The organism is Prochlorococcus marinus CUG1438, assembly GCA_017644325.1.
Lineage (GTDB): Bacteria > Cyanobacteriota > Cyanobacteriia > PCC-6307 > Cyanobiaceae > Prochlorococcus_A > Prochlorococcus_A marinus_AA.
On sequence record JAEPLS010000002.1, the window covers coordinates 302175 to 319517 of the forward strand.

The following is a 17343-nucleotide window of genomic DNA, read 5'->3' on the forward strand; positions in this document are numbered from 1 at the left end:
TAAGATACTTATTAATAAAAATATAATCAAATACATTTTCATTATTGTCTTTATTCCACTTTTTATTGACGTATTCATTAGTTATAAATTTATTAGGTCTGCCACAATATAAACATGTTGGAGAAGTTTTTAAAATTAAATTTTTACATTGAGGACACTTTTTTTTTTCCATAATCTAATTTTACTGAATAAAATTGAAATCAGAAGTAATAAATAAAATAAGTAATTTAAATTTAATTCATTATATTTTGAATAATTAAATATAATTGCAAAAAGAAAATTTAATCCAATTTATTTAGGAAAATTCAATATAATAAAATTAGTATTTAGTTTAAAATGTTTGGTATTGCTCTTGGAATGTCCCCTATTGAAAAAATCACTGTTGCAATATCTGCTTCAATTTTTATAATCGCTTTTACATGGGTTTCAATTAAGGGAGATTTAAGAAAACTTGCTAATGAACTAATTGAAGATGATGAAAATAGTAAGGATAATTAAAAAATCTTTGAACCTACTTTGTATGCAAACTAGGATAGTCAATAATATGCCTAATTTCTTTTAGGGAAGAGCCATAGATTTTCTCACCATTTAAGTGAACCCCAATCCATTTTTCCTTTTGATTAAAAAAACTACTTTTAGTAGTATCCCTATCGAGATAATCTTTATTATCCCAATTTAAAGTTATATCCCAACCTTTATAGTTTTCTATCATTAAGAAAGACTGAATATACTGAAATAATACCCAGAGAAACATATAAAAAAAACAAAGGAAATAAGTATTTTTTTCGTTATTTTTATTTAATATTTTTAGCACTGACTTTTATTTTACGAGCAGCTTCGTCTGCATTTTTTCTAGCCAAATTAATGTCAGAATTTGATGAGAGAACAACACCCATTCTTCTACCTTTTCTGGAAACTGGTTTACCAAATATAAGCACTTTAGTCTTTTCAACTTCTAATGCCTCTTTAAGTCCCTCATAATTAGGATTTATAAACTCTTGATTAGAAAGTATAACTCTGGTTGCAGAGGGTTCTATTAGACCTATATGCGGTATTGGTAAATTTAAAAAAGCCCTTAAATGTAATTCAAATTCATTAATATTTTGACTAACTAATGTAACCATGCCAGTGTCATGTGGTCTTGGAGATAACTCTGAAAAGATAACCTCACTTCCTTTTATAAAAAACTCTACTCCGTATAATCCAGCTCCATTAAGGTTATTTAATATTCTACTTGTCATTCTTTTAGCTTCAATTATTAAGGAGTCTTTGATCTCTATAGGTTGCCAACTACACTGATAGTCTCCATTAGATTGAAGATGTCCAATTGGTAAACAAAAAATATTTTCACCACTTTCTTTTCTTACAGTTAAAAGAGTAAACTCAAAATCAAAATTAATAAATTCTTCAATAATTACACCTTTAACCTTTCCTCTTGAATTTGCTTGCGACTGTTTCCAAGCATTTTGTAAATCATTTTTTGTTTCAACCAAACTCTGTCCCTTTCCTGAAGAACTCATTAAAGGCTTTAGTAAAAGCGGGAATCCAATTTCATCTGCTTTTTTTTCTAAATCATCAAATTCAAAAATATAATCAAACTTTGCAGTTTTTATTTTTAAATCTCTAGAAGCCAAGTTTCTGATTTTATCCCTATTCATTGTTATTTCTACAGTTCTGGCGTTTGGAACAATATTAAATCCTTCATCCTCTAGTTCTTTTAGAGCATCAATTGAAAGTGCTTCTATTTCTGGGACAACATAGTCAGGCTTAAATTCTTTTATGACATTTTTTAAAATATTTTTATCTCCCATATCAATTACTTTTGAATAATCAGCTACTTGCATTGCAGGTGCTTTCTCATATCGATCAATTGCAATAACTTCTAATCCTAATCTTTTGGATTCTATTACTAATTCTTTTCCAAGCTCACCACTACCAAGCAATAAAATTCTTTTTTTAGAAAAAATTGAATCTTTCATATTGAAAAAACTTATTCGTCATTACCAGAAGGTTGTGAGGATGCATCATCTGTAATTTTTTTGTCTTTAGAAAAACTAATTAAAAATTTTCTACCAAACCAATTTTGACTTCGCATGCTATTAGTTATTGATTTTGAAATTGCTATTAAAAAAAAGATTCCTATCATTGCCCAAATAATTCTTTCTAAAGCAATTGCAGGTGAAAAACCTTGACCAGAATTAATAATTTCAGTAAGTGGGTCTAAAGGGTCCAAATTTAAACTGATTAATAATACTAATTATAAAGGGTTAAATAAATGAAAAATTAAAACTTCTAAAAGAAATAACCATAACCAGCATATAAATTAAACACAATAAAGTCTATACAATGCTATCTTCAAAGGGTGATTTTTTTTAGACATGCAAGTTGACGTACAAAATACTACTGTTCTTTCCGCAGACGGATCATCCATAAAACTAGGTGAATATTCAGGGGAAGTAATTTTAGTTGTTAATGTAGCTAGTTATTGCGGAAATACTGCTCAGTATGAGGATCTTCAAAAGCTACATGATTTATATTCAAGCAAAGGACTAAGAATACTTGCATTCCCTTGTAATGATTTCGGAAAACAAGAACCCGACTCTCTTTCTGAAATAAAAGATTTTTGCACAACAAAATATGGAGTTAAGTTTGAAATCTATGAAAAAGTTCATGCAAAAGGCAAGACCACAGAACCATACACAACCCTTAACAAAGTTGAACCTGAGGGAGATGTTGAATGGAATTTCGAGAAGTTTCTGATAGGTAAAGATAGTAAAGTAATTGCAAGATTTAAGCCAGGTGTTAAACCATTTGACGAAAACTTAATAGCAGCTATCGAAGTAGCTTTAGATTCATAACAACCTTCTTATAATTCAAATTAAAATATTAAAAATAAAGACCCTTTATATTTAATAAAAAAAATACAACTAAATTATTCTAAAAATATCTAATTTCTTAATTTATAACCTTTTAATTATCAGAATCAACTTCTAAGTCTATTATTTCATCTTTAACAGTTCTTTTTTTAGTTTTAATTGATTTTACCTCTGGCTCTATTGTTTCTTCCTTAACTTCACTTTCTTCTGACTCCTCTGCCTTTACTATTTCTTCTTTAACATTACTTTCTTCTGGTTCCTCTGTCTTTACTTCTGCCTTTACTATTTCTTCTTTAACTTTACTTTCTTCTGGTTCCTCTGTCTTTACTTCTGCCTTTACTATTTCTTCTTTAACTTTACTTTCTTCTGGTTCCTCTGATTTTACTTCTGCCTCTAATATTTCTTCTTTAACTTGACTTTCCTCTGGTTCCTCTGGTTTTACTATTGAATTTGTTAAGCTTTGATCTTCATCTTTGCTTAGAAGAAATTTTAATAGTTTTTTAAATAATAAGAAACCTTTTTCAATTCTTTTTGGACCTAAAATTGAAAGCAAAATTACTAAAATTATGAATATTTCAGGTGAATTTAAACCTAATAGTTTCATAAAATTTCATATTCTATCTATATCTTAGTACATGTTAAAAATTTAATCTAATTATTCTCAAAAGTTGGTAAATAGAGTTCCCTATTTGATGCAATTAAACCTTCTTCTTTAAAAAACATCTCTAAATCTTTAAGATCATTTATATCAACAAATTCACCACAATTATCTAATATATTATTATGGGTGAAATTCCATAAATTATCCAAATATTCGTCATCGTCTGGAAATGCTACAAATTTTAAATATGTATTATTCAAAGCATATTCACTAGCAAATTCAGAATCTAATCCTTCCTTCTTAGCATCACAAAAAGCTTTAGCAAATCTTTTACCTACAGAAGTTTGAGCACTCGATAAATCTAAATTACCTTGAATAGCTTTTACATTTATTGGTGCAATAAAAATAATTATTGGGAGAAAAATAGATACTAATATAAACAAAAAAATTTTCCTTTCTTAAAATTCAACTCTACATAAACTAGCAAAAAAATTAATCAATTAGGCCTATTTAAGTAAAAGCACTTATTATAAATTAAGAAATAAATAGAAAACATAAAATAAGCTACATATCGGAATTTATAATAAATAAAGATTAAATAAATTTAGAATTATATGTCTTCAAATATAAAGCTAAAAGGAAGGGGAATTAACAGGATAATTACGAGTAAGGTCATGCTATCACCATTAGCAGGAGTTACGGATAACATTTTTAGGCGACTTGTACGTAAATGGGCTCCAAACTCTTTACTTTTTACAGAAATGATAAATGCCACAAGTCTTAAAAAAGGATTTGGAGCACAAAAAATCAATCAAATAGATTTAGAAGAAGGTCCAGTTGGAGTACAAATATTTGATAATAGGCCATATGCTGTTTCTGAAGCCGCGAAACAAGCTGAGGACTCTGGAGCATTCTTAATTGATATAAATATGGGATGTCCAGTAAAAAAAATTGCAAAGAAAGGTGGAGGCAGTGCCTTAATTAAAGACCGAAAACTTGCTATAGAATTAGTCAAAAATGTTGTAAAAGCTGTTAAGGTTCCAGTAACAGTAAAAACACGACTCGGATGGGATAGTAAAGAAGAAAATATAGAGGATTTCTTATTTAAACTACAAGATGCGGGAGCAACGATGATCACACTTCATGGAAGAACTAGAAAACAGGGTTTTTCAGGCAAATCAGATTGGGAAATGATCGGGAAACTTAAAAAGATGTTAGAAATCCCAGTAATTGCTAATGGAGATATCAAAAATTCAGATGACGCTCTTAATTGTTTAAAAAAAACAAATGCTGATGGTGTAATGATTGGCCGAGGAATTTTAGGATCCCCATGGAAAATAGGAGAAATAGATTATGCCATTAGAGAAAATAAGAATTTTAAAGAACCAAACACAGAAGAAAAACTATATTTAATTATTGAGCATCTTGATGAGTTAATAAAAGAAAAAGGAGATCACGGATTGTTAATTGCAAGGAAACATATCTCATGGACATGTAAAGACTTTAAAGGAGCATCAAATTTGAGAAATAACTTGGTTAGAGCTGTTGATAAAAATGAAGTTAAAAATTTAATAATTAAAATGATTAAAACTTTGAATAATGAAAAAAATACATTAGCTTGAAACAAATTTATTTTTTAAATGAAAATTATTAGTAAAGAAACCAGTAAAAGAGTTTGTGATCATATGAACAATGATCACATTGATTCGGTTCATAAATATCTTATTCATTATGGAAAGATATCAAGGTTTGAGAGTGCTTATATGGAAGAAATTAATAACAGTTATATGAAAATCAATTACGATGGACAGTCAGCAATTATCAATTTTAAAAATGAAATATCTGAAGAAGAAATTCATTCAACTTTAGTATCAATGATTAAAGAGATTAAATAATAAATACATTAGTATAAAAAAAATCTAATTTTTATTTTCATAGTAATCAGTTATCTTTTTACATTCTTCAAATGAAAGCATGCTTAATCTAGATGTGGCTTTTATTTTTAGAATTGCACAAACAGCTAATAAGTCTGAGCTATCAACATTAAGTGCTTCAGAAAGCTCTAGAACCCTAAGACCTTTCATGAGTAATAAAAAAATCTTTTTCTAAAAATATCAAGAACCTCAACATCAATGTGCTGCATTTTTCCCTAAACCTGCAACGAATGGAAAGGTTTGTTCATCCCCAAAAATATCTTCTGCTGAAGAATTAGAAATATTAGTTTTTTTATTATCAGGCTTAATTTCTTCAATTTCATTAGAAATATTCTCTTTAATATTATTTTCAATTTCTTTTGCTAATAAATTATTCGTATTAAAAAATATTGAAAAAACTAATACACATAAAAACAAAATGATTCTTTTCATAAAAAAAATTTATCTAATACTATTGTCATATGCCAATAAAGTTATTTAGAAAAACTGAATAAATTTAAAACAAATCTAAATAAATCAAAATAAACCAAAATAAAAAAATTATTCATCTTCCTAACTTATTTCTATTTTTAAATCTAATTAAAAAATAAAGACCTAGTAATAAAAGAATTGCCAAGGAGTACTGATTAAGAAAAACATAAACTATATAGACGAGAAATGGGAATAAGCACGCCCTCTTGAAATTTAATTTCTGTTCCTTTGACATACTTTTCCAATTTAAATATTCTTCCCATTGAAAAATCTTCTTCATTTTTCTACTTCTATTTTTACGATTAAACATAACTTTATGAATATAGTTTTGATGATTCTTATGTGAATAAACAAAATTAATCTACAATATAAAATAAGTTTTTTTGATTGAATAAAAATATTTTTTAAATAAAAGATGAACTCAAAACCAGTTTGGAAAATAGAAAAAATTGTTTTACCTCAACATGCAGATCATGCAGGCGTGATGTGGCACGGTAAATATTTCAATTGGCTTGAAGAAAGCCGAATAAATGCACTTTCAGAAGTAGGCATAAGTTATTTCGAACTAACTAAAAATGGTTTAGATTTACCTTTAATCAATACTTCAATAAAATATAAATCTCCTTTATTTCTTGGTGAAAAAATAACAATCGAGAGCGCATTCAATATTGATAAAAGTCCTAGGATTAATGTAATTTCAAAATTTCTTAACAAGAAAAATAAAATCTTAACGATTGCTGAAGTCAATTTAGTTTTAGTAAATAAACAGAATTTTTCTATAATAAGAAAAAGGCCAGATTTCTTATCGGAAGCCTTTAGTAAATTAAACGGTTGAATTTATTATCCGCCAATTGAACGATTTATTAAATTATTAATTATGAATATATTTCAAGTTATTGATTCTTATCAATATGAAATGGAATCAAAATATCAAGAACAATCAATGCTTACAAATCTTTTTACAGAGCACAAATTCTTAGGTTGGTTAGGATTGTTTATAGTATTTTTCTCTATCTTTGCAATTTTTGTTTTTCAATTTCTTGAGTGGGAAAGTAATGACAATAATAAAATTTAGGAAGATTTAATGCTTATAATTCAACTGAATGACTTAAAAAATGGCTATCTACTTAAAAATAACTAACCCTACAGAGGTTGTAAAAAAAAAGACCTCAAAATGGCTTACAGATATTACACCTGAAAGAATTGATAGAAAATTGGTCGAGGATGAAGTAATAAAAGGCATTATCGAGCAATTAACATTAGAAGGAATAAAAGGAGAAATATCAGCAATCAATGGGTTTGAAGTAAATGAGTCTTCTGTAATAACAAAAAATAATTTTGTTATCAGAAAAACAAAAACTTTTTAGATCGAAAATAAAAATCTTTAATGAAAATTTTTTTTATTTTAATTATTTCTATAATTTTTTTAATTTTTATAATTGTAAGGGATTATCAAATTAGAAAGAGAAAGTTTAAATTAAATAATGCCTTAAATTCCAATTTCTTTATTCAAACAATTAATAATATAATAGAAGAAAATAAATACAATTTGTTAGAGGAGAGGATCAGATTAAGGGAAATAGATGCTTACGGTAACGAGGATTATAAAAAATGGATTGGTAATCCACCTCTTGTTGAAAAAGCCATTGAGAAAAATATATTTAATGGATCCAAGCGATTTAAAGAGGGTATACCATACTTCTGGGAAAAAGTAATTTTAAAAAAATTTGGAAATATGGAATTATTTTTCGAAAAGTGGAGATCGTATTGTCATGAAAATCCTACTATTGATGATGAGATAATTGGATCTATTAGAAAGCTCGAGACTGAAGATTGGTTTGTATTCATAGCAAGTCAAATAGAGAAATCATGCTTAAACCTAATAGAAAAAAACTACTCAAGTAAAAACAAGGAAAACTACAAAAAAGGTATTAGATTTGAAAATCATTGTATGGAAATTCTCAAACAAAATGGCTGGGAAGTAAAAGAAACCCCTAATACAGGAGATCAAGGGGTTGACTTAATTGCGTCAATAAATGATTTGAGAATATGTATTCAATGCAAAGATCATGAAAAAGCTATTGGAAATAAAGCAGTTCAGGAAATTTCAGCTGGTAAATTATTTTGGAAAGGCACACATGCAATAATTGTTTCAAAATCTGGCTTTACAAAGTCCGCTCATCAACTAGCACAATCAAATAAAGTGGAACTAATAAATGAATATCAATTAAAAGATTTAAAAAAGTTTATTTTTTAAATAGTTTAAATAGCTTATATCAATTGTGTTAAGCCCTCTTTATAAAGCAAAAGTGTTGTAAAAATTCCTGAGGCCCACATTAAACCTCTAGCTGTTGGGATATTAAATACATATGCACCAATATATAAAAAACGAAAAATAGGATGAATCAATGATGCAATTATTGCGATATTAGAGTCAGTTAAAGTAATCAAGCAGAGAAGACATGCGGGTGCATGTAGGGAAATACTTTCCCAACAATTTTGGTGACACCAAACTGCTCTTTTACCAAAAGAAGGTAATTCATCGAATAAAGCCCTTGGAGCCGCCATATTTTCAACAGAATATCCTGCTTTAACTCTCCCAATAGTTAATGGAATAATTGATAATAAAACAACTCCAACGGATAGACAAAGGCTCCAGGCGAAAGTTACTTGCATATGATTTAGATAATATTATTAGCTTAATAATTGAAGCTCTTTATCGTGATAAATGAAAAATCATTACCATATATAAAACATTGCAAAAAATGATTTAATTTATATAAAAAAATCATTTATGGATATTTCAAAGATAATATTAATTTTTGGCATTAGTTTAATAATATATTTTGCTTTTCTGTTTTTAGGTTTTTTTCTTAAGAAAAACAATCTTAATGCACAGAATCTTAAAAAAGAAGAATAGATTATTAACTCCACGAAAATTTATTATTTTCTCAATATTTTTATATCTTTTTGGATATATTTCATGGAAATAAAATTTGATCCTAATAATAATAAGGAATATTTGAAATTCAATAAGAAAGTTGCTGGTATATGAAAAATTTTTATAAATTTCTTAAAAGTTTTATATTTATATCATTTTGGCTTATTTTATCCTCATTTTTAATCCAATATTGGAATATCTTTCATTGGGAATATATCTACTTAAACTTCAGAATAATATTTGATAGAGAATTTTGGTTTGTTGCAGAAAAAATTCTTTTAGGATTTGATATTGGATACTGGTTAGAAGAAGCACTAAAATTCTTGAGTTATGAAATACCTAAAGAATCTTTTAAATATTTTCCAATTTATTTCGTTTTAAAGTCTATTTGGATAAAAAATTAATTTATATTTTAGAAGATTTTAATAAATTGCTTAAAATTAGTGAATAAAGTCGATGATTCTATTTTTCTTAAAACAAATAAAGTACCTTTATCACCTCTACAGATTCTGAGCTTATTACTTAAATAAGTTATATCTAACCATCCTAATTGTTCATTATTTATTTCTTTCATAGCATTTATTTTTTTTCTTCCAAATTTAGGACCAATGACGCCAGCATGCGTAAATGAGACCCCAATTTTTTTTTCATTTATGTAATAAAGTCTTATTAAAATACCAGTACCAATAATTGAATTTATTCCTCTTGGTTTAAGTAAATTAAGACCATTTAAATTAAAAGGATCAAGAAATTGGAGATTATCGATAAAAGGAGAGTATTTCAAAAACGGACTATTAGAACTACTCCACCTAAGCTCCCAGACTCCCTTTAAATCATTTCTATCTTTACCAAAGGAAAAGTTATGATTAATTTCAAGTTGTTCGGCAATAGCTTGAATCTTCTCTGAATTTGGAGATTTAAGAAGCAAATTTAATAATTTATCTTCGGATTCCATTTAATAATCGCTGAGTATATAGCTAAGGATAAATACTTACCTCTATGTGCTATATTCTACCCAGAATATGTTGATTTGATGACAAAGAGCTATTGGCTAAAGAAAATTTCAATTCCAAATGCTGATTTATTTCTGGAATATATAAGGACAGTATTGCCTTGGATTAAATCTGTGGGAGGAGTAATAGTAAAAAGAGATATGATACAAGAATCAACCTCAAACGAATGGGATGGAGGGCAACTTGGATTAGTTATAGAATTCGAATCAAAATTTGCTGCTAAAAAAGCATTTTATTCTGAAGTATTCCAAAAATATCTTCAGTCCAGAGATTTAATGGACTTAGTTACTATAAGTACTCTTTAAACAGTCAATAGCGATTTCAAACAAACAACTTATAAATTCTTATAAGTATTTATTACTATTAAATTATTTATGTAATATTTATAACTTCACTAGCAATTGTATGTTTTGCAAAATTTAAGTGTAAAAGTAATCCGTTAATCAAATGAACTATTCAACAGAAAAAGATGATTATTTGATGACAACTCCATATACAAAAAAAATTCAGCAAAAATTTGAAAAGGTTAAATCTTTTTTAGAGCAAAATGGATTTAATCCTTCATCAGAGAGCTTAATGCAAGATATAGTTAGTTCAGAAGAATATATTGCTAAAAATGGCCTATAAAATATCAGAATATATTCAGAGTCCTTAAATAATAAAAACCGCCTATTAGAAAAGGTAATAATATTCCAATAAATAAAAAAATGGATTTCTTTGATTCACCTTCTGATATGGGGTTAATTTCTGGTTCAATTGCGAAGCCATTTTGTCTACCACCACTTTCGGTTGTATAACCTTTTTTATCCATAAGAAAAATTATCTATGCAGATTATCTCATGTAAAAACTTTTTTAGAAAAATTTTTTACATTTAGAATTAAACTAATTTATGAACCTAATAGTTGATTTCAATCTGAGATTTCAATTTGGCAGCTTTTTTTAAAAGACCTACAACTTCCTTCCGGCCATTCGCAAACTCGGCTTTATTGAGTAATTCACTATATTTTTTTGTGATTTCTCTATGATTCATTTTTATTATTGAATTACATAAATTATAAAGTTACTAAAAATTTTTTTTGTATAAAGGATATCAAAATAGTGTTCTTGTACCTTTACCTATTTAAACAAACCTTTTTTCTTTGGTTTAGTCTCTTCTTTAATAACTTCTTTTTTTCTCCCAAAAAATCCCTTTTTTTTTACTGGTAAATTCTCCTCAACAGGTTTAGATTTTCTATTAAAAAGCCCTTTTTTAGGTTCTTTTTTAATTGATTCTTTTTTATCGGAAACCTTTGTTTTTTTAAGGTTTAATTTTGAGTTTTTGGGTTTATTATTTGCGAATAAAGTTTGATAAACAAAAAAAACAAAAACAGCAAAGAAGCCTAATGCCTGTACTAAAGCAGTTCCAAGATTATCAAACATTTATGCCTCAACCTTATATAGTAATTCTTTTTCTTTCGCATCTAAGCATTCTTTATCATCAGTCAAGCATTCGATTTCAGCCTTCTTCTCAGTATGAGAACTGCAGCCGCCTGCATTAGCACTAGATGTTGAAAACAAAGTAAGTACACCTAAAATTAAGGAGCATGAGGTATTAAAAAGTTTCATAGGTTTTATTGTTATTATGGAAAAATAATTTCGCAATTGCGAAGATAATCTTTTCTTCTAGTAAAAATATCCCCTTTATATATACCTCTCTCTATTTGTAGTAATTCACTAAGTCGATAATTAATATTGCTAGTAATGCAAAACCTAAAATGAAAGGTAAATAAGGATATTTATTTAAAATTTTGTTTAGTTTATTTTTCGATGTTTGTTTTTCCTTTTTCTTTTCCCTAGGTGGTAGGCCTAACTCTTCCCTTCTCTTAGCTTCTCCCATAATTTTTAATCTATTTAAGACTATTTTATACATTTAGCAAAAGTAATGTATTGTTCCAGATTTAAATTATTAACGTTTAATTTAGAGTAAATTTTGGATATATTTTAAATAAATAAAAAAATCAAATGATAGAAGTAGTTTGGTCAGTAAATATAATGATTGCAATTCTGATTATTGGTGTAGCCTGGGTTATTTATTACATATTCACTTACGATCAAAAATTTAGTGCTTAGATAAATGTCAGATAAAGATCTAAGTAATTTTCTAAAAAAGATAGAGCAACTGAATCAAATTGCTGAGCTAATAAAAAATAATCCTAGTAAAAAGTTGTCCCTTTCAAAATGCAAAAATCATGATGAAGTAATTAAATTAACCACTGAATGGGGTTTTGAGATTGGTAAAAGGTGGGGAGAATATTGATTAATTTTCTTACCAGCATTTTTAAAATTGCCATCAACTTAAAATTAAATTCCTAAGATTAAGTTAGTATTTCTTGTATTGGAGTTATGAAAGAAATTGGAGAGATAAAGTCAGATATATATAAAATAGCTGCTGTAACAGATAGAGGGCAAAGATTAAATAAATTAATTTCTCCTATGTATAAGGAAAAAACTAATGAAATGGATGAATTGATTAAAGCTCTTAAAAACTTTAGTTTTGAAATATCAGAAAAATCATTATCTGGAGAGTGGGAATTGATTTTTTCTAATGTTGAATTATTTCGAAGTTCTCCTTTCTTCCTTGCTATTGAAAAGGCATTAAATGATGAATTCAAAAGTAATCTTTTTTTTAAATTACATCAATTGCAAGTAGGATCTTTTGGTATATCTACTATTGGTAGAATTGCTCAAAAGATTGATTTTGACAAAAAAGAATTTATATCTACTTTTGACACTACAATATTCGGGCTCACAACAATTCCTATCTTAGGTTGGTTCAAACTATTTCCTACTTTTGGTGGAAGAGTAATAACCCTAGCAAGTGATTTAGTTTTAAGAAATAATTTACTTGATATGAACTTACAAAAGACAAAAGTTTCCAAAGTTGATGGACTTAATAAGATTCCATTATTTAGTGAATTACTTATGGATAGATGGTATCCAGTTAAAGAGGTATGGAATAAATTACCTTGGAATAAAGAATCGCCTAATTGCCAGGTTTCAATTGTATATTTAGATGAAGAAATGAGAATTATGCAGGATATGTATGGGTCTATTTTTATTTATATAAGGCCTTCAATTTCTTTATTGAATTCAAATGCAATATCTAATAATTAAAAAACTGACTTATATTCGCAGTAATTTATAGAAATAAATCTACTAAAAATTTATTTTAAAGATTAATTAATAAAAACATCTCACATCTCAAACACAAATAAGTTATGTTCATAATGAACATTTTTTTATTATGCTTAGAAATCAAGAAAAAAATTCTGTTGTTAGAGGAATATTTTTAATAGGAGGCTGGGGCTTAGGTCTAGACAGATTCTACGAAGGAGATAAAAAAGGTGGTTTTTTATCAATAATTGGTTGGAGCATCACATTTTTTAGTTTTATCTTTCTTAAATGTTCAGGTTATGAATATGTTGAGGGTGTAAAAAATTATTCAGATTATTCCACTAACCCACTAGTTATATTGCCTTTACTTGCTGGCGCATACGGAGGCTTTCTAATAATCAAGAAGGCATTTAGATTAGCAAAGCAATTTGAAAATGCTGAATAATACAACCAGAAGGCAAATTCAAGATAATAATCCAGATACTTTCAGATAAAATTTAAATAAAAGAATTACTAAAAGGTTTACTATTGCTAAAGCTACTAAACCATTTCTATTTTTTACATCTAATTTCTTGACTAAGTTAGAAAGGTAAACGACTGGATTTTCTGGCTCTTTATTATTCAAATTTTATTTAAATATTAATTTGAAAAGAAAATATCACAGTTTCATTTAAAGAATCAAAATTGTAAAGATGAATATCATAAAAGAAATAAATAATTTCTAACCCATAATTCCTGCATTTCTTAAAAACGCTTTACCTATATTGCCAATTACAAAAAATAGAGACAAATTAATTAGAAGGATTATTAGTAATGCCAACATTTTATAGTTTGGATTAGTTGTAATGCCATCAAATCCATTATTAAGAAATCTTTTAAAAAGTGATTTGTCAATATTTATTTTTTGTTTCTCAGAATCAAGTTTAACTTTTTCTTCTAAAGAATCTTGAGTACTGGCTTTCTCTAGAAATTCTGTAAATGCCTTAACATTCTCTTCTTTTTTATTACCCTCATTAATATCTTTATTTTCTTCATTCAAATTGGGGGGCGATTCGATTGAATTATTTTCCTCAGGATTAAGTTTTGAATCTTCCAAATTAGTAATAAATGCTAGAAGTATATTACACCATAAAAAAACCCACTCGATCAAATGAAGAGAGGGTTAGCTAAGATTAAAGTTCTTTATAATATAATAATTTATTTTAATTAAATTTGCGGTAGTAGGGTTATGAAGTTTTAATTTAACTTATAGTCAAAGTGTTTTTATTACAGATGTTAGATGCGAATACTAAAAAAGCATGTAAAGGTGATCCCTCAATAAGAGAAATCAAAATTAGAAATATAGAACATGCTATTGAACAAGCAGAATTGATGATAAAAGAATCAAAAATGAGCCCAGAAGAATTAATCTTCTTAAAAAGAAAAATATCGGACTCAAGACAGGATCTAGAGATACTTTATTTAATGAAAATCCAATGAATATAAAGAGGTTAATCTTTTAGAGGATTGAATTTTTGAAAAGAAAATTAATTTGTATATTTGAAGACTTATAAAGTACGAAGGGAATGTCAGGATCTTAATAAATGTTTTGTTATGTATAAAAATAATCTTCATATACCTTTAAAGGTTGTTCCATACATCTTTTTTTCAATTACTGCTATTGCAATAACAGCAGCTGCATATGTAATTACGTAGCTTTAAGTGCTATTGGAATGCTCTAAAGTTTTAAAAACTAAATAAATTAAAATATTTGTACAAAGTAATTAAATGAATAAAGTCAAAACATCAATTTTAACAATTTCAATAATCATTTTTTCCCTTCTAGGAATTCAAAAATTAATTTATATCTACCAAGATAAAGATTTAAAACATAAAGAAGAAACGATCCTAAATGAATCTATTCGTATTTTAAATGAATGCTTCGATCTTGAAAATAAAAATAAAAGAACTCACAAAAAATCAATTGAATTAATTGAATATTGCTTAGAGAAATATAGATATAAAAACTGATTTCAAAATTTTAATGATGAATTCTTTTAATACTCTACTAACATGCAAATTAATACAATTATTCTTGATTAATTAGCTTGGTATGTTCCATGGTTTTTTATGAATAATATTTTCCTAATTTAATGTTTTTAAAATGACTAAAGTCAAATGTTCTTATTTAGGAGACTTAAACTGCGAAGCTATTCATCTACAATCAGGAACTTTTATAAGAACGGATGCCCCTTTAGATCACTGTGGCAAAGGTGAAAGTTTTTCCCCAACTGATTTATTAGCAACATCTCTAGGGACTTGCCTGCTAACCATTATGGCAATTAAAGCTAAATCGAAAGGATTTGATTTGGAAGGTATATATTTAAATATTGAAAAACTAATGACACAAAATACCGAGAGAAAGATTAAGGAACTAATAATAGATATTTTTGTCCCAGTGCGTACTTCTAATGAAACTATTGATTTTTTGAAAAAAGCCTCCAAAGAATGTCCAGTCACAAAAAACTTATCTGAAGAAATAGATATTAAAATTACTTGGCATCAAAAATAAATCTCAAAAATAGTAATTAAATCAAAATTATGAATTACTTTATTGGATTAATCATTCTACTTTTTGGAATTTACATAACAAATGATTTAGAATTATAGACTAGATCTACAAGAAAAAGACTTTCAAAGAAAAAGAAATAATCCTTTAAATTTTATTCTTGAATTAAGCTATTAGTAATATTTTTATACTTAGAGAAATGTTTTCTTATTTTTTAACTATTTTTTGATCAATAAAACCAATCAAAGGGATCATGAAATTAACATTAATTCCAATGGTGCACCAGATATAAGTAATAAGGAAAATTATTTTTATATATAAATTAGGGGGTAAAGTGAAAAATATTTTGAAAAAACCTCCAATAAATAATGCCAATATTCCAATTTGAAAAAGACCTTTGATTATCCATATAAGTCCATTTTCTTTGATGTTTTTATAAAACCAAAAAGAAACAAAAGAACCTATCAATATGTATATAAGATTTATGAACATCTTTTAAAGAAAATCTAAATAATTCCTATTAACATGGCACGAAGACAATTATTACTCTTCTATTTGAAATTTTTTTAAAAAAGTCGAAAAGTTATACAAAAAACAATAAACGCAAAAATCGATTTCTACTTTCTGCCCTAAAACATTTTTGATTTTAATAAATCAACTCTTTTTTGATTTACTCCTAAATCACTTTCTCCAACTCTTGATTCTGATCTTATTGATAAGATATTTGATTCAGGTAAAAAGGATACTTCTAAATCATCAACGTACTTCATCCATTTACTAGTCGCCTCAGCATGAAGATAATCCCTATTTATTTCTACAATCTTTGTTCTAGGAGTATTTTCTATTAATGTTTTAATCTCTTCAAAAGGTTCTTCAATATTGTTAACCTCCCAGTCTTCTTTTACACAATGAGCAACTTCAATACAAGGTTTTAATTCTATATGGGAGGCATATGATGAAGAAGGGAATAAAAAGCCTGAACAAATTAAAATAGCTAGAAAAAATATTTTCATTAAGAGATGGAATCTTCAAGACATAATCTAACGAATGGAAGGAGAATGTGGAAAAGTGAATTTAAAATTTCTCAAAAAAAAGTATTTGGTTCTTTACTAAGATATGAATAATTAAAAAAAAAAAGACCCCTCATTGAGAGATCTTTTTAAAAAACTGAACTAGAACAAGTGTTTCCTTGTTTCCACTGTACTAGATCAATTCCTCCTACACACATAACAAATATTACATCTTAAATGAAATATGTTGTGTATCGTAGGCCTCTATATTAACTGTCACATAGATCTAAATATAAAAAAAGCACCCAAACTTTAAAGTTGAGTACTTTTTATTTATCAGAAAAAAGTGTGTGAGGAGTTTCTGATGTATATAATTTACTCCGTAGATAAATTAAAACGCTACAGTATAAATTACTAATTATTCAAATTTCTCAGAAAAATTTGACTCTGATGAAAAAAATAATCATGAACATAAAAAATTCTTGAAAAGCAGTTACAAAAAAATCATTTTTATTATTTCTGCAATTGCTCTTTTTTCAATAATATTGGGTGTTGTCAAATATTCGCTTACTTATATTGAAAATAATCCCGAAAAATACTTACCTAAAAAAGTGAGAGAAAATTAAGTATAAATTCACTTCAAAAAATCTATAAAGTGTCTTAAATATGTTCTAAACAGACAAGCTTGAGACATGAAAATCAAAAATACTTCAGCTTTTAATAAGACTAATATTCATTTAAGTCAATTTAAAAATAAGCATAAATATCAAATACTTGAGAATTACTGGAGGAAAA

Annotated in this window: 35 protein-coding genes; 17 read left to right on the forward strand and 18 right to left on the reverse strand. The window is 26.9% G+C overall.

Annotation, left to right across the window (positions count from 1 at the left end; all coding sequences use genetic code 11):
* The first annotated feature begins 336 nt into the window (after nt 1-336).
* The gene (locus JJ847_07640; GenBank protein MBO6960756.1) at nt 337-498 is read left to right on the forward strand and encodes a photosystem II reaction centre N prot; all 162 of its coding nucleotides are present in this window, start codon (nt 337-339) and stop codon (nt 496-498) included.
* A 13-nt stretch (nt 499-511) separates the two neighbouring features.
* Here JJ847_07640 and JJ847_07645 read toward each other — a convergent pair whose 3' ends face one another.
* The 3 genes from JJ847_07645 to JJ847_07655 all read right to left on the reverse strand — a co-directional run bounded on the left by JJ847_07645 (nt 512) and on the right by JJ847_07655 (nt 2233).
* Complete coding sequence (locus JJ847_07645) at nt 512-712, reverse strand: hypothetical protein (GenBank protein ID MBO6960757.1); 201 nt, start codon at nt 710-712, stop codon at nt 512-514.
* Between the two features lie 82 nt (nt 713-794).
* On the reverse strand, nt 795-1979 hold the full coding sequence (gene purT, locus JJ847_07650; GenBank protein ID MBO6960758.1) for a formate-dependent phosphoribosylglycinamide formyltransferase: 1185 nt from the start codon (nt 1977-1979) through the stop codon (nt 795-797).
* An 11-nt stretch (nt 1980-1990) separates the two neighbouring features.
* On the reverse strand, nt 1991-2233 hold the full coding sequence (locus tag JJ847_07655; protein ID MBO6960759.1) for a lectin subunit alpha: 243 nt from the start codon (nt 2231-2233) through the stop codon (nt 1991-1993).
* A 145-nt stretch (nt 2234-2378) separates the two neighbouring features.
* Here JJ847_07655 and JJ847_07660 point away from each other — a divergent pair, with 145 nt between their 5' ends.
* Nucleotides 2379-2858, forward strand: coding sequence for a glutathione peroxidase (locus tag JJ847_07660; protein MBO6960760.1), 480 nt, complete (start codon nt 2379-2381; stop codon nt 2856-2858).
* A 112-nt stretch (nt 2859-2970) separates the two neighbouring features.
* Here the strand turns inward: JJ847_07660 and JJ847_07665 are convergent, their stop codons facing one another.
* Nucleotides 2971-3480 (reverse strand): hypothetical protein, encoded by a 510-nt coding sequence (locus JJ847_07665; GenBank protein MBO6960761.1) that lies wholly within the window; start codon nt 3478-3480, stop codon nt 2971-2973.
* Nucleotides 3481-3527: 47 nt separating this feature from the next.
* Nucleotides 3528-3920, reverse strand: a complete 393-nt coding sequence (locus tag JJ847_07670; protein ID MBO6960762.1) for a hypothetical protein — start codon at nt 3918-3920, stop codon at nt 3528-3530.
* A 171-nt stretch (nt 3921-4091) separates the two neighbouring features.
* Between JJ847_07670 and dusB the strand changes: the two genes are divergently transcribed.
* Both dusB and JJ847_07680 read left to right on the forward strand, forming a co-directional pair.
* Nucleotides 4092-5099: a tRNA dihydrouridine synthase DusB gene (gene dusB, locus JJ847_07675; protein ID MBO6960763.1), complete on the forward strand. Its 1008-nt coding sequence runs from the start codon at nt 4092-4094 to the stop codon at nt 5097-5099.
* Between the two features lie 18 nt (nt 5100-5117).
* Nucleotides 5118-5372 (forward strand): DUF2470 domain-containing protein, encoded by a 255-nt coding sequence (locus JJ847_07680; protein MBO6960764.1) that lies wholly within the window; start codon nt 5118-5120, stop codon nt 5370-5372.
* 24 nt (nt 5373-5396) lie between these two features.
* On the opposite strand, the gene JJ847_07685 is transcribed toward JJ847_07680, so the two are convergent.
* The 3 genes from JJ847_07685 to JJ847_07695 form a co-directional block, all read right to left on the reverse strand.
* Nucleotides 5397-5561 (reverse strand): translation initiation factor IF-2 N-terminal domain-containing protein, encoded by a 165-nt coding sequence (locus JJ847_07685; GenBank protein ID MBO6960765.1) that lies wholly within the window; start codon nt 5559-5561, stop codon nt 5397-5399.
* A 45-nt stretch (nt 5562-5606) separates the two neighbouring features.
* Nucleotides 5607-5843 carry a hypothetical protein gene (locus JJ847_07690; GenBank protein MBO6960766.1) on the reverse strand — a complete coding sequence of 79 codons (237 nt, stop codon included), beginning with the start codon at nt 5841-5843 and terminating at the stop codon, nt 5607-5609.
* A 112-nt stretch (nt 5844-5955) separates the two neighbouring features.
* Nucleotides 5956-6192: a hypothetical protein gene (locus JJ847_07695; protein MBO6960767.1), complete on the reverse strand. Its 237-nt coding sequence runs from the start codon at nt 6190-6192 to the stop codon at nt 5956-5958.
* A gap of 105 nt (nt 6193-6297) precedes the next feature.
* Between JJ847_07695 and JJ847_07700 the strand changes: the two genes are divergently transcribed.
* The 4 genes from JJ847_07700 to JJ847_07715 are packed head-to-tail and all read left to right on the forward strand — an operon-like array spanning nt 6298 to nt 8139.
* Nucleotides 6298-6717, forward strand: a complete 420-nt coding sequence (locus JJ847_07700; protein MBO6960768.1) for an acyl-CoA thioesterase — start codon at nt 6298-6300, stop codon at nt 6715-6717.
* Nucleotides 6718-6759: 42 nt separating this feature from the next.
* Nucleotides 6760-6957, forward strand: a complete 198-nt coding sequence (locus JJ847_07705; protein MBO6960769.1) for a hypothetical protein — start codon at nt 6760-6762, stop codon at nt 6955-6957.
* Between the two features lie 40 nt (nt 6958-6997).
* Complete coding sequence (locus JJ847_07710; GenBank protein ID MBO6960770.1) at nt 6998-7249, forward strand: hypothetical protein; 252 nt, start codon at nt 6998-7000, stop codon at nt 7247-7249.
* 20 nt (nt 7250-7269) lie between these two features.
* A complete protein-coding gene (locus tag JJ847_07715) occupies nt 7270-8139 on the forward strand; it encodes a restriction endonuclease (protein MBO6960771.1) in 870 nt (289 codons plus the stop codon).
* A 14-nt stretch (nt 8140-8153) separates the two neighbouring features.
* Here JJ847_07715 and JJ847_07720 read toward each other — a convergent pair whose 3' ends face one another.
* On the reverse strand, nt 8154-8558 hold the full coding sequence (locus JJ847_07720; GenBank protein ID MBO6960772.1) for an MAPEG family protein: 405 nt from the start codon (nt 8556-8558) through the stop codon (nt 8154-8156).
* Nucleotides 8559-9235: 677 nt separating this feature from the next.
* Nucleotides 9236-9778 (reverse strand): hypothetical protein, encoded by a 543-nt coding sequence (locus JJ847_07725; GenBank protein MBO6960773.1) that lies wholly within the window; start codon nt 9776-9778, stop codon nt 9236-9238.
* 78 nt (nt 9779-9856) lie between these two features.
* On the opposite strand from JJ847_07725, the gene JJ847_07730 reads away from it, so the two are divergent.
* A complete protein-coding gene (locus tag JJ847_07730; GenBank protein ID MBO6960774.1) occupies nt 9857-10141 on the forward strand; it encodes a DUF1330 domain-containing protein in 285 nt (94 codons plus the stop codon).
* 142 nt (nt 10142-10283) lie between these two features.
* Nucleotides 10284-10463 carry a hypothetical protein gene (locus tag JJ847_07735; GenBank protein MBO6960775.1) on the forward strand — a complete coding sequence of 60 codons (180 nt, stop codon included), beginning with the start codon at nt 10284-10286 and terminating at the stop codon, nt 10461-10463.
* Between the two features lie 4 nt (nt 10464-10467).
* Here the strand turns inward: JJ847_07735 and JJ847_07740 are convergent, their stop codons facing one another.
* From JJ847_07740 to JJ847_07755, 4 genes are all read right to left on the reverse strand, one after another.
* A complete protein-coding gene (locus JJ847_07740) occupies nt 10468-10647 on the reverse strand; it encodes a hypothetical protein (GenBank protein MBO6960776.1) in 180 nt (59 codons plus the stop codon).
* Nucleotides 10648-10953: 306 nt separating this feature from the next.
* The gene (locus tag JJ847_07745) at nt 10954-11256 is read right to left on the reverse strand and encodes a hypothetical protein (GenBank protein ID MBO6960777.1); all 303 of its coding nucleotides are present in this window, start codon (nt 11254-11256) and stop codon (nt 10954-10956) included.
* Entirely contained in the window at nt 11257-11478 is a 222-nt protein-coding gene (locus tag JJ847_07750; protein ID MBO6960778.1) for a hypothetical protein, read from the reverse strand.
* A 55-nt stretch (nt 11479-11533) separates the two neighbouring features.
* Entirely contained in the window at nt 11534-11713 is a 180-nt protein-coding gene (locus JJ847_07755) for a hypothetical protein (GenBank protein ID MBO6960779.1), read from the reverse strand.
* 237 nt (nt 11714-11950) lie between these two features.
* Between JJ847_07755 and JJ847_07760 the strand changes: the two genes are divergently transcribed.
* From JJ847_07760 to JJ847_07770, 3 genes are all read left to right on the forward strand, one after another.
* The gene (locus JJ847_07760; protein ID MBO6960780.1) at nt 11951-12133 is read left to right on the forward strand and encodes a Nif11 family protein; all 183 of its coding nucleotides are present in this window, start codon (nt 11951-11953) and stop codon (nt 12131-12133) included.
* An 86-nt stretch (nt 12134-12219) separates the two neighbouring features.
* Nucleotides 12220-12990, forward strand: a complete 771-nt coding sequence (locus JJ847_07765; protein MBO6960781.1) for a pilus assembly protein — start codon at nt 12220-12222, stop codon at nt 12988-12990.
* A 130-nt stretch (nt 12991-13120) separates the two neighbouring features.
* Nucleotides 13121-13435: a hypothetical protein gene (locus tag JJ847_07770; GenBank protein ID MBO6960782.1), complete on the forward strand. Its 315-nt coding sequence runs from the start codon at nt 13121-13123 to the stop codon at nt 13433-13435.
* Nucleotides 13436-13453: 18 nt separating this feature from the next.
* Here the strand turns inward: JJ847_07770 and JJ847_07775 are convergent, their stop codons facing one another.
* Nucleotides 13454-13615: a hypothetical protein gene (locus JJ847_07775; protein MBO6960783.1), complete on the reverse strand. Its 162-nt coding sequence runs from the start codon at nt 13613-13615 to the stop codon at nt 13454-13456.
* Nucleotides 13616-13711: 96 nt separating this feature from the next.
* Nucleotides 13712-14086 (reverse strand): hypothetical protein, encoded by a 375-nt coding sequence (locus JJ847_07780; GenBank protein ID MBO6960784.1) that lies wholly within the window; start codon nt 14084-14086, stop codon nt 13712-13714.
* 176 nt (nt 14087-14262) lie between these two features.
* On the opposite strand from JJ847_07780, the gene JJ847_07785 reads away from it, so the two are divergent.
* From JJ847_07785 to JJ847_07800, 4 genes are all read left to right on the forward strand, one after another.
* Entirely contained in the window at nt 14263-14469 is a 207-nt protein-coding gene (locus tag JJ847_07785; GenBank protein ID MBO6960785.1) for a hypothetical protein, read from the forward strand.
* Nucleotides 14470-14529: 60 nt separating this feature from the next.
* On the forward strand, nt 14530-14685 hold the full coding sequence (locus JJ847_07790) for a hypothetical protein (protein MBO6960786.1): 156 nt from the start codon (nt 14530-14532) through the stop codon (nt 14683-14685).
* 72 nt (nt 14686-14757) lie between these two features.
* Nucleotides 14758-15000 carry a hypothetical protein gene (locus JJ847_07795; GenBank protein ID MBO6960787.1) on the forward strand — a complete coding sequence of 81 codons (243 nt, stop codon included), beginning with the start codon at nt 14758-14760 and terminating at the stop codon, nt 14998-15000.
* 133 nt (nt 15001-15133) lie between these two features.
* Entirely contained in the window at nt 15134-15541 is a 408-nt protein-coding gene (locus tag JJ847_07800) for an OsmC family protein (GenBank protein ID MBO6960788.1), read from the forward strand.
* 204 nt (nt 15542-15745) lie between these two features.
* Here the strand turns inward: JJ847_07800 and JJ847_07805 are convergent, their stop codons facing one another.
* Both JJ847_07805 and JJ847_07810 read right to left on the reverse strand, forming a co-directional pair.
* Nucleotides 15746-16030 carry a hypothetical protein gene (locus JJ847_07805; protein MBO6960789.1) on the reverse strand — a complete coding sequence of 95 codons (285 nt, stop codon included), beginning with the start codon at nt 16028-16030 and terminating at the stop codon, nt 15746-15748.
* 137 nt (nt 16031-16167) lie between these two features.
* The gene (locus JJ847_07810) at nt 16168-16551 is read right to left on the reverse strand and encodes a DUF1499 domain-containing protein (GenBank protein MBO6960790.1); all 384 of its coding nucleotides are present in this window, start codon (nt 16549-16551) and stop codon (nt 16168-16170) included.
* Between the last annotated feature and the right edge of the window lie 792 nt (nt 16552-17343).

Bases quoted from the DNA above. Each gene is read 5' to 3' on its own strand.
- JJ847_07640 (MBO6960756.1), top strand. From the start codon at position 337: ATGTTTGGTATTGCTCTTGGAATGTCCCCTATTGAAAAAATCACTGTT.
- JJ847_07645 (MBO6960757.1), bottom strand. From the start codon at position 712: ATGATAGAAAACTATAAAGGTTGGGATATAACTTTAAATTGGGATAAT.
- purT (MBO6960758.1), bottom strand. From the start codon at position 1,979: ATGAAAGATTCAATTTTTTCTAAAAAAAGAATTTTATTGCTTGGTAGT.
- JJ847_07660 (MBO6960760.1), top strand. From the start codon at position 2,379: ATGCAAGTTGACGTACAAAATACTACTGTTCTTTCCGCAGACGGATCA.
- JJ847_07665 (MBO6960761.1), bottom strand. From the start codon at position 3,480: ATGAAACTATTAGGTTTAAATTCACCTGAAATATTCATAATTTTAGTA.
- dusB (MBO6960763.1), top strand. From the start codon at position 4,092: ATGTCTTCAAATATAAAGCTAAAAGGAAGGGGAATTAACAGGATAATT.
- JJ847_07680 (MBO6960764.1), top strand. From the start codon at position 5,118: ATGAAAATTATTAGTAAAGAAACCAGTAAAAGAGTTTGTGATCATATG.
- JJ847_07685 (MBO6960765.1), bottom strand. From the start codon at position 5,561: ATGAAAGGTCTTAGGGTTCTAGAGCTTTCTGAAGCACTTAATGTTGAT.
- JJ847_07690 (MBO6960766.1), bottom strand. From the start codon at position 5,843: ATGAAAAGAATCATTTTGTTTTTATGTGTATTAGTTTTTTCAATATTT.
- JJ847_07695 (MBO6960767.1), bottom strand. From the start codon at position 6,192: ATGTTTAATCGTAAAAATAGAAGTAGAAAAATGAAGAAGATTTTTCAA.
- JJ847_07700 (MBO6960768.1), top strand. From the start codon at position 6,298: ATGAACTCAAAACCAGTTTGGAAAATAGAAAAAATTGTTTTACCTCAA.
- JJ847_07705 (MBO6960769.1), top strand. From the start codon at position 6,760: ATGAATATATTTCAAGTTATTGATTCTTATCAATATGAAATGGAATCA.
- JJ847_07710 (MBO6960770.1), top strand. From the start codon at position 6,998: ATGGCTATCTACTTAAAAATAACTAACCCTACAGAGGTTGTAAAAAAA.
- JJ847_07715 (MBO6960771.1), top strand. From the start codon at position 7,270: ATGAAAATTTTTTTTATTTTAATTATTTCTATAATTTTTTTAATTTTT.
- JJ847_07720 (MBO6960772.1), bottom strand. From the start codon at position 8,558: ATGCAAGTAACTTTCGCCTGGAGCCTTTGTCTATCCGTTGGAGTTGTT.
- JJ847_07725 (MBO6960773.1), bottom strand. From the start codon at position 9,778: ATGGAATCCGAAGATAAATTATTAAATTTGCTTCTTAAATCTCCAAAT.
- JJ847_07730 (MBO6960774.1), top strand. From the start codon at position 9,857: ATGACAAAGAGCTATTGGCTAAAGAAAATTTCAATTCCAAATGCTGAT.
- JJ847_07735 (MBO6960775.1), top strand. From the start codon at position 10,284: ATGAACTATTCAACAGAAAAAGATGATTATTTGATGACAACTCCATAT.
- JJ847_07740 (MBO6960776.1), bottom strand. From the start codon at position 10,647: ATGGATAAAAAAGGTTATACAACCGAAAGTGGTGGTAGACAAAATGGC.
- JJ847_07745 (MBO6960777.1), bottom strand. From the start codon at position 11,256: ATGTTTGATAATCTTGGAACTGCTTTAGTACAGGCATTAGGCTTCTTT.
- JJ847_07755 (MBO6960779.1), bottom strand. From the start codon at position 11,713: ATGGGAGAAGCTAAGAGAAGGGAAGAGTTAGGCCTACCACCTAGGGAA.
- JJ847_07760 (MBO6960780.1), top strand. From the start codon at position 11,951: ATGTCAGATAAAGATCTAAGTAATTTTCTAAAAAAGATAGAGCAACTG.
- JJ847_07765 (MBO6960781.1), top strand. From the start codon at position 12,220: ATGAAAGAAATTGGAGAGATAAAGTCAGATATATATAAAATAGCTGCT.
- JJ847_07770 (MBO6960782.1), top strand. From the start codon at position 13,121: ATGCTTAGAAATCAAGAAAAAAATTCTGTTGTTAGAGGAATATTTTTA.
- JJ847_07785 (MBO6960785.1), top strand. From the start codon at position 14,263: ATGTTAGATGCGAATACTAAAAAAGCATGTAAAGGTGATCCCTCAATA.
- JJ847_07795 (MBO6960787.1), top strand. From the start codon at position 14,758: ATGAATAAAGTCAAAACATCAATTTTAACAATTTCAATAATCATTTTT.
- JJ847_07800 (MBO6960788.1), top strand. From the start codon at position 15,134: ATGACTAAAGTCAAATGTTCTTATTTAGGAGACTTAAACTGCGAAGCT.
- JJ847_07805 (MBO6960789.1), bottom strand. From the start codon at position 16,030: ATGTTCATAAATCTTATATACATATTGATAGGTTCTTTTGTTTCTTTT.
- JJ847_07810 (MBO6960790.1), bottom strand. From the start codon at position 16,551: ATGAAAATATTTTTTCTAGCTATTTTAATTTGTTCAGGCTTTTTATTC.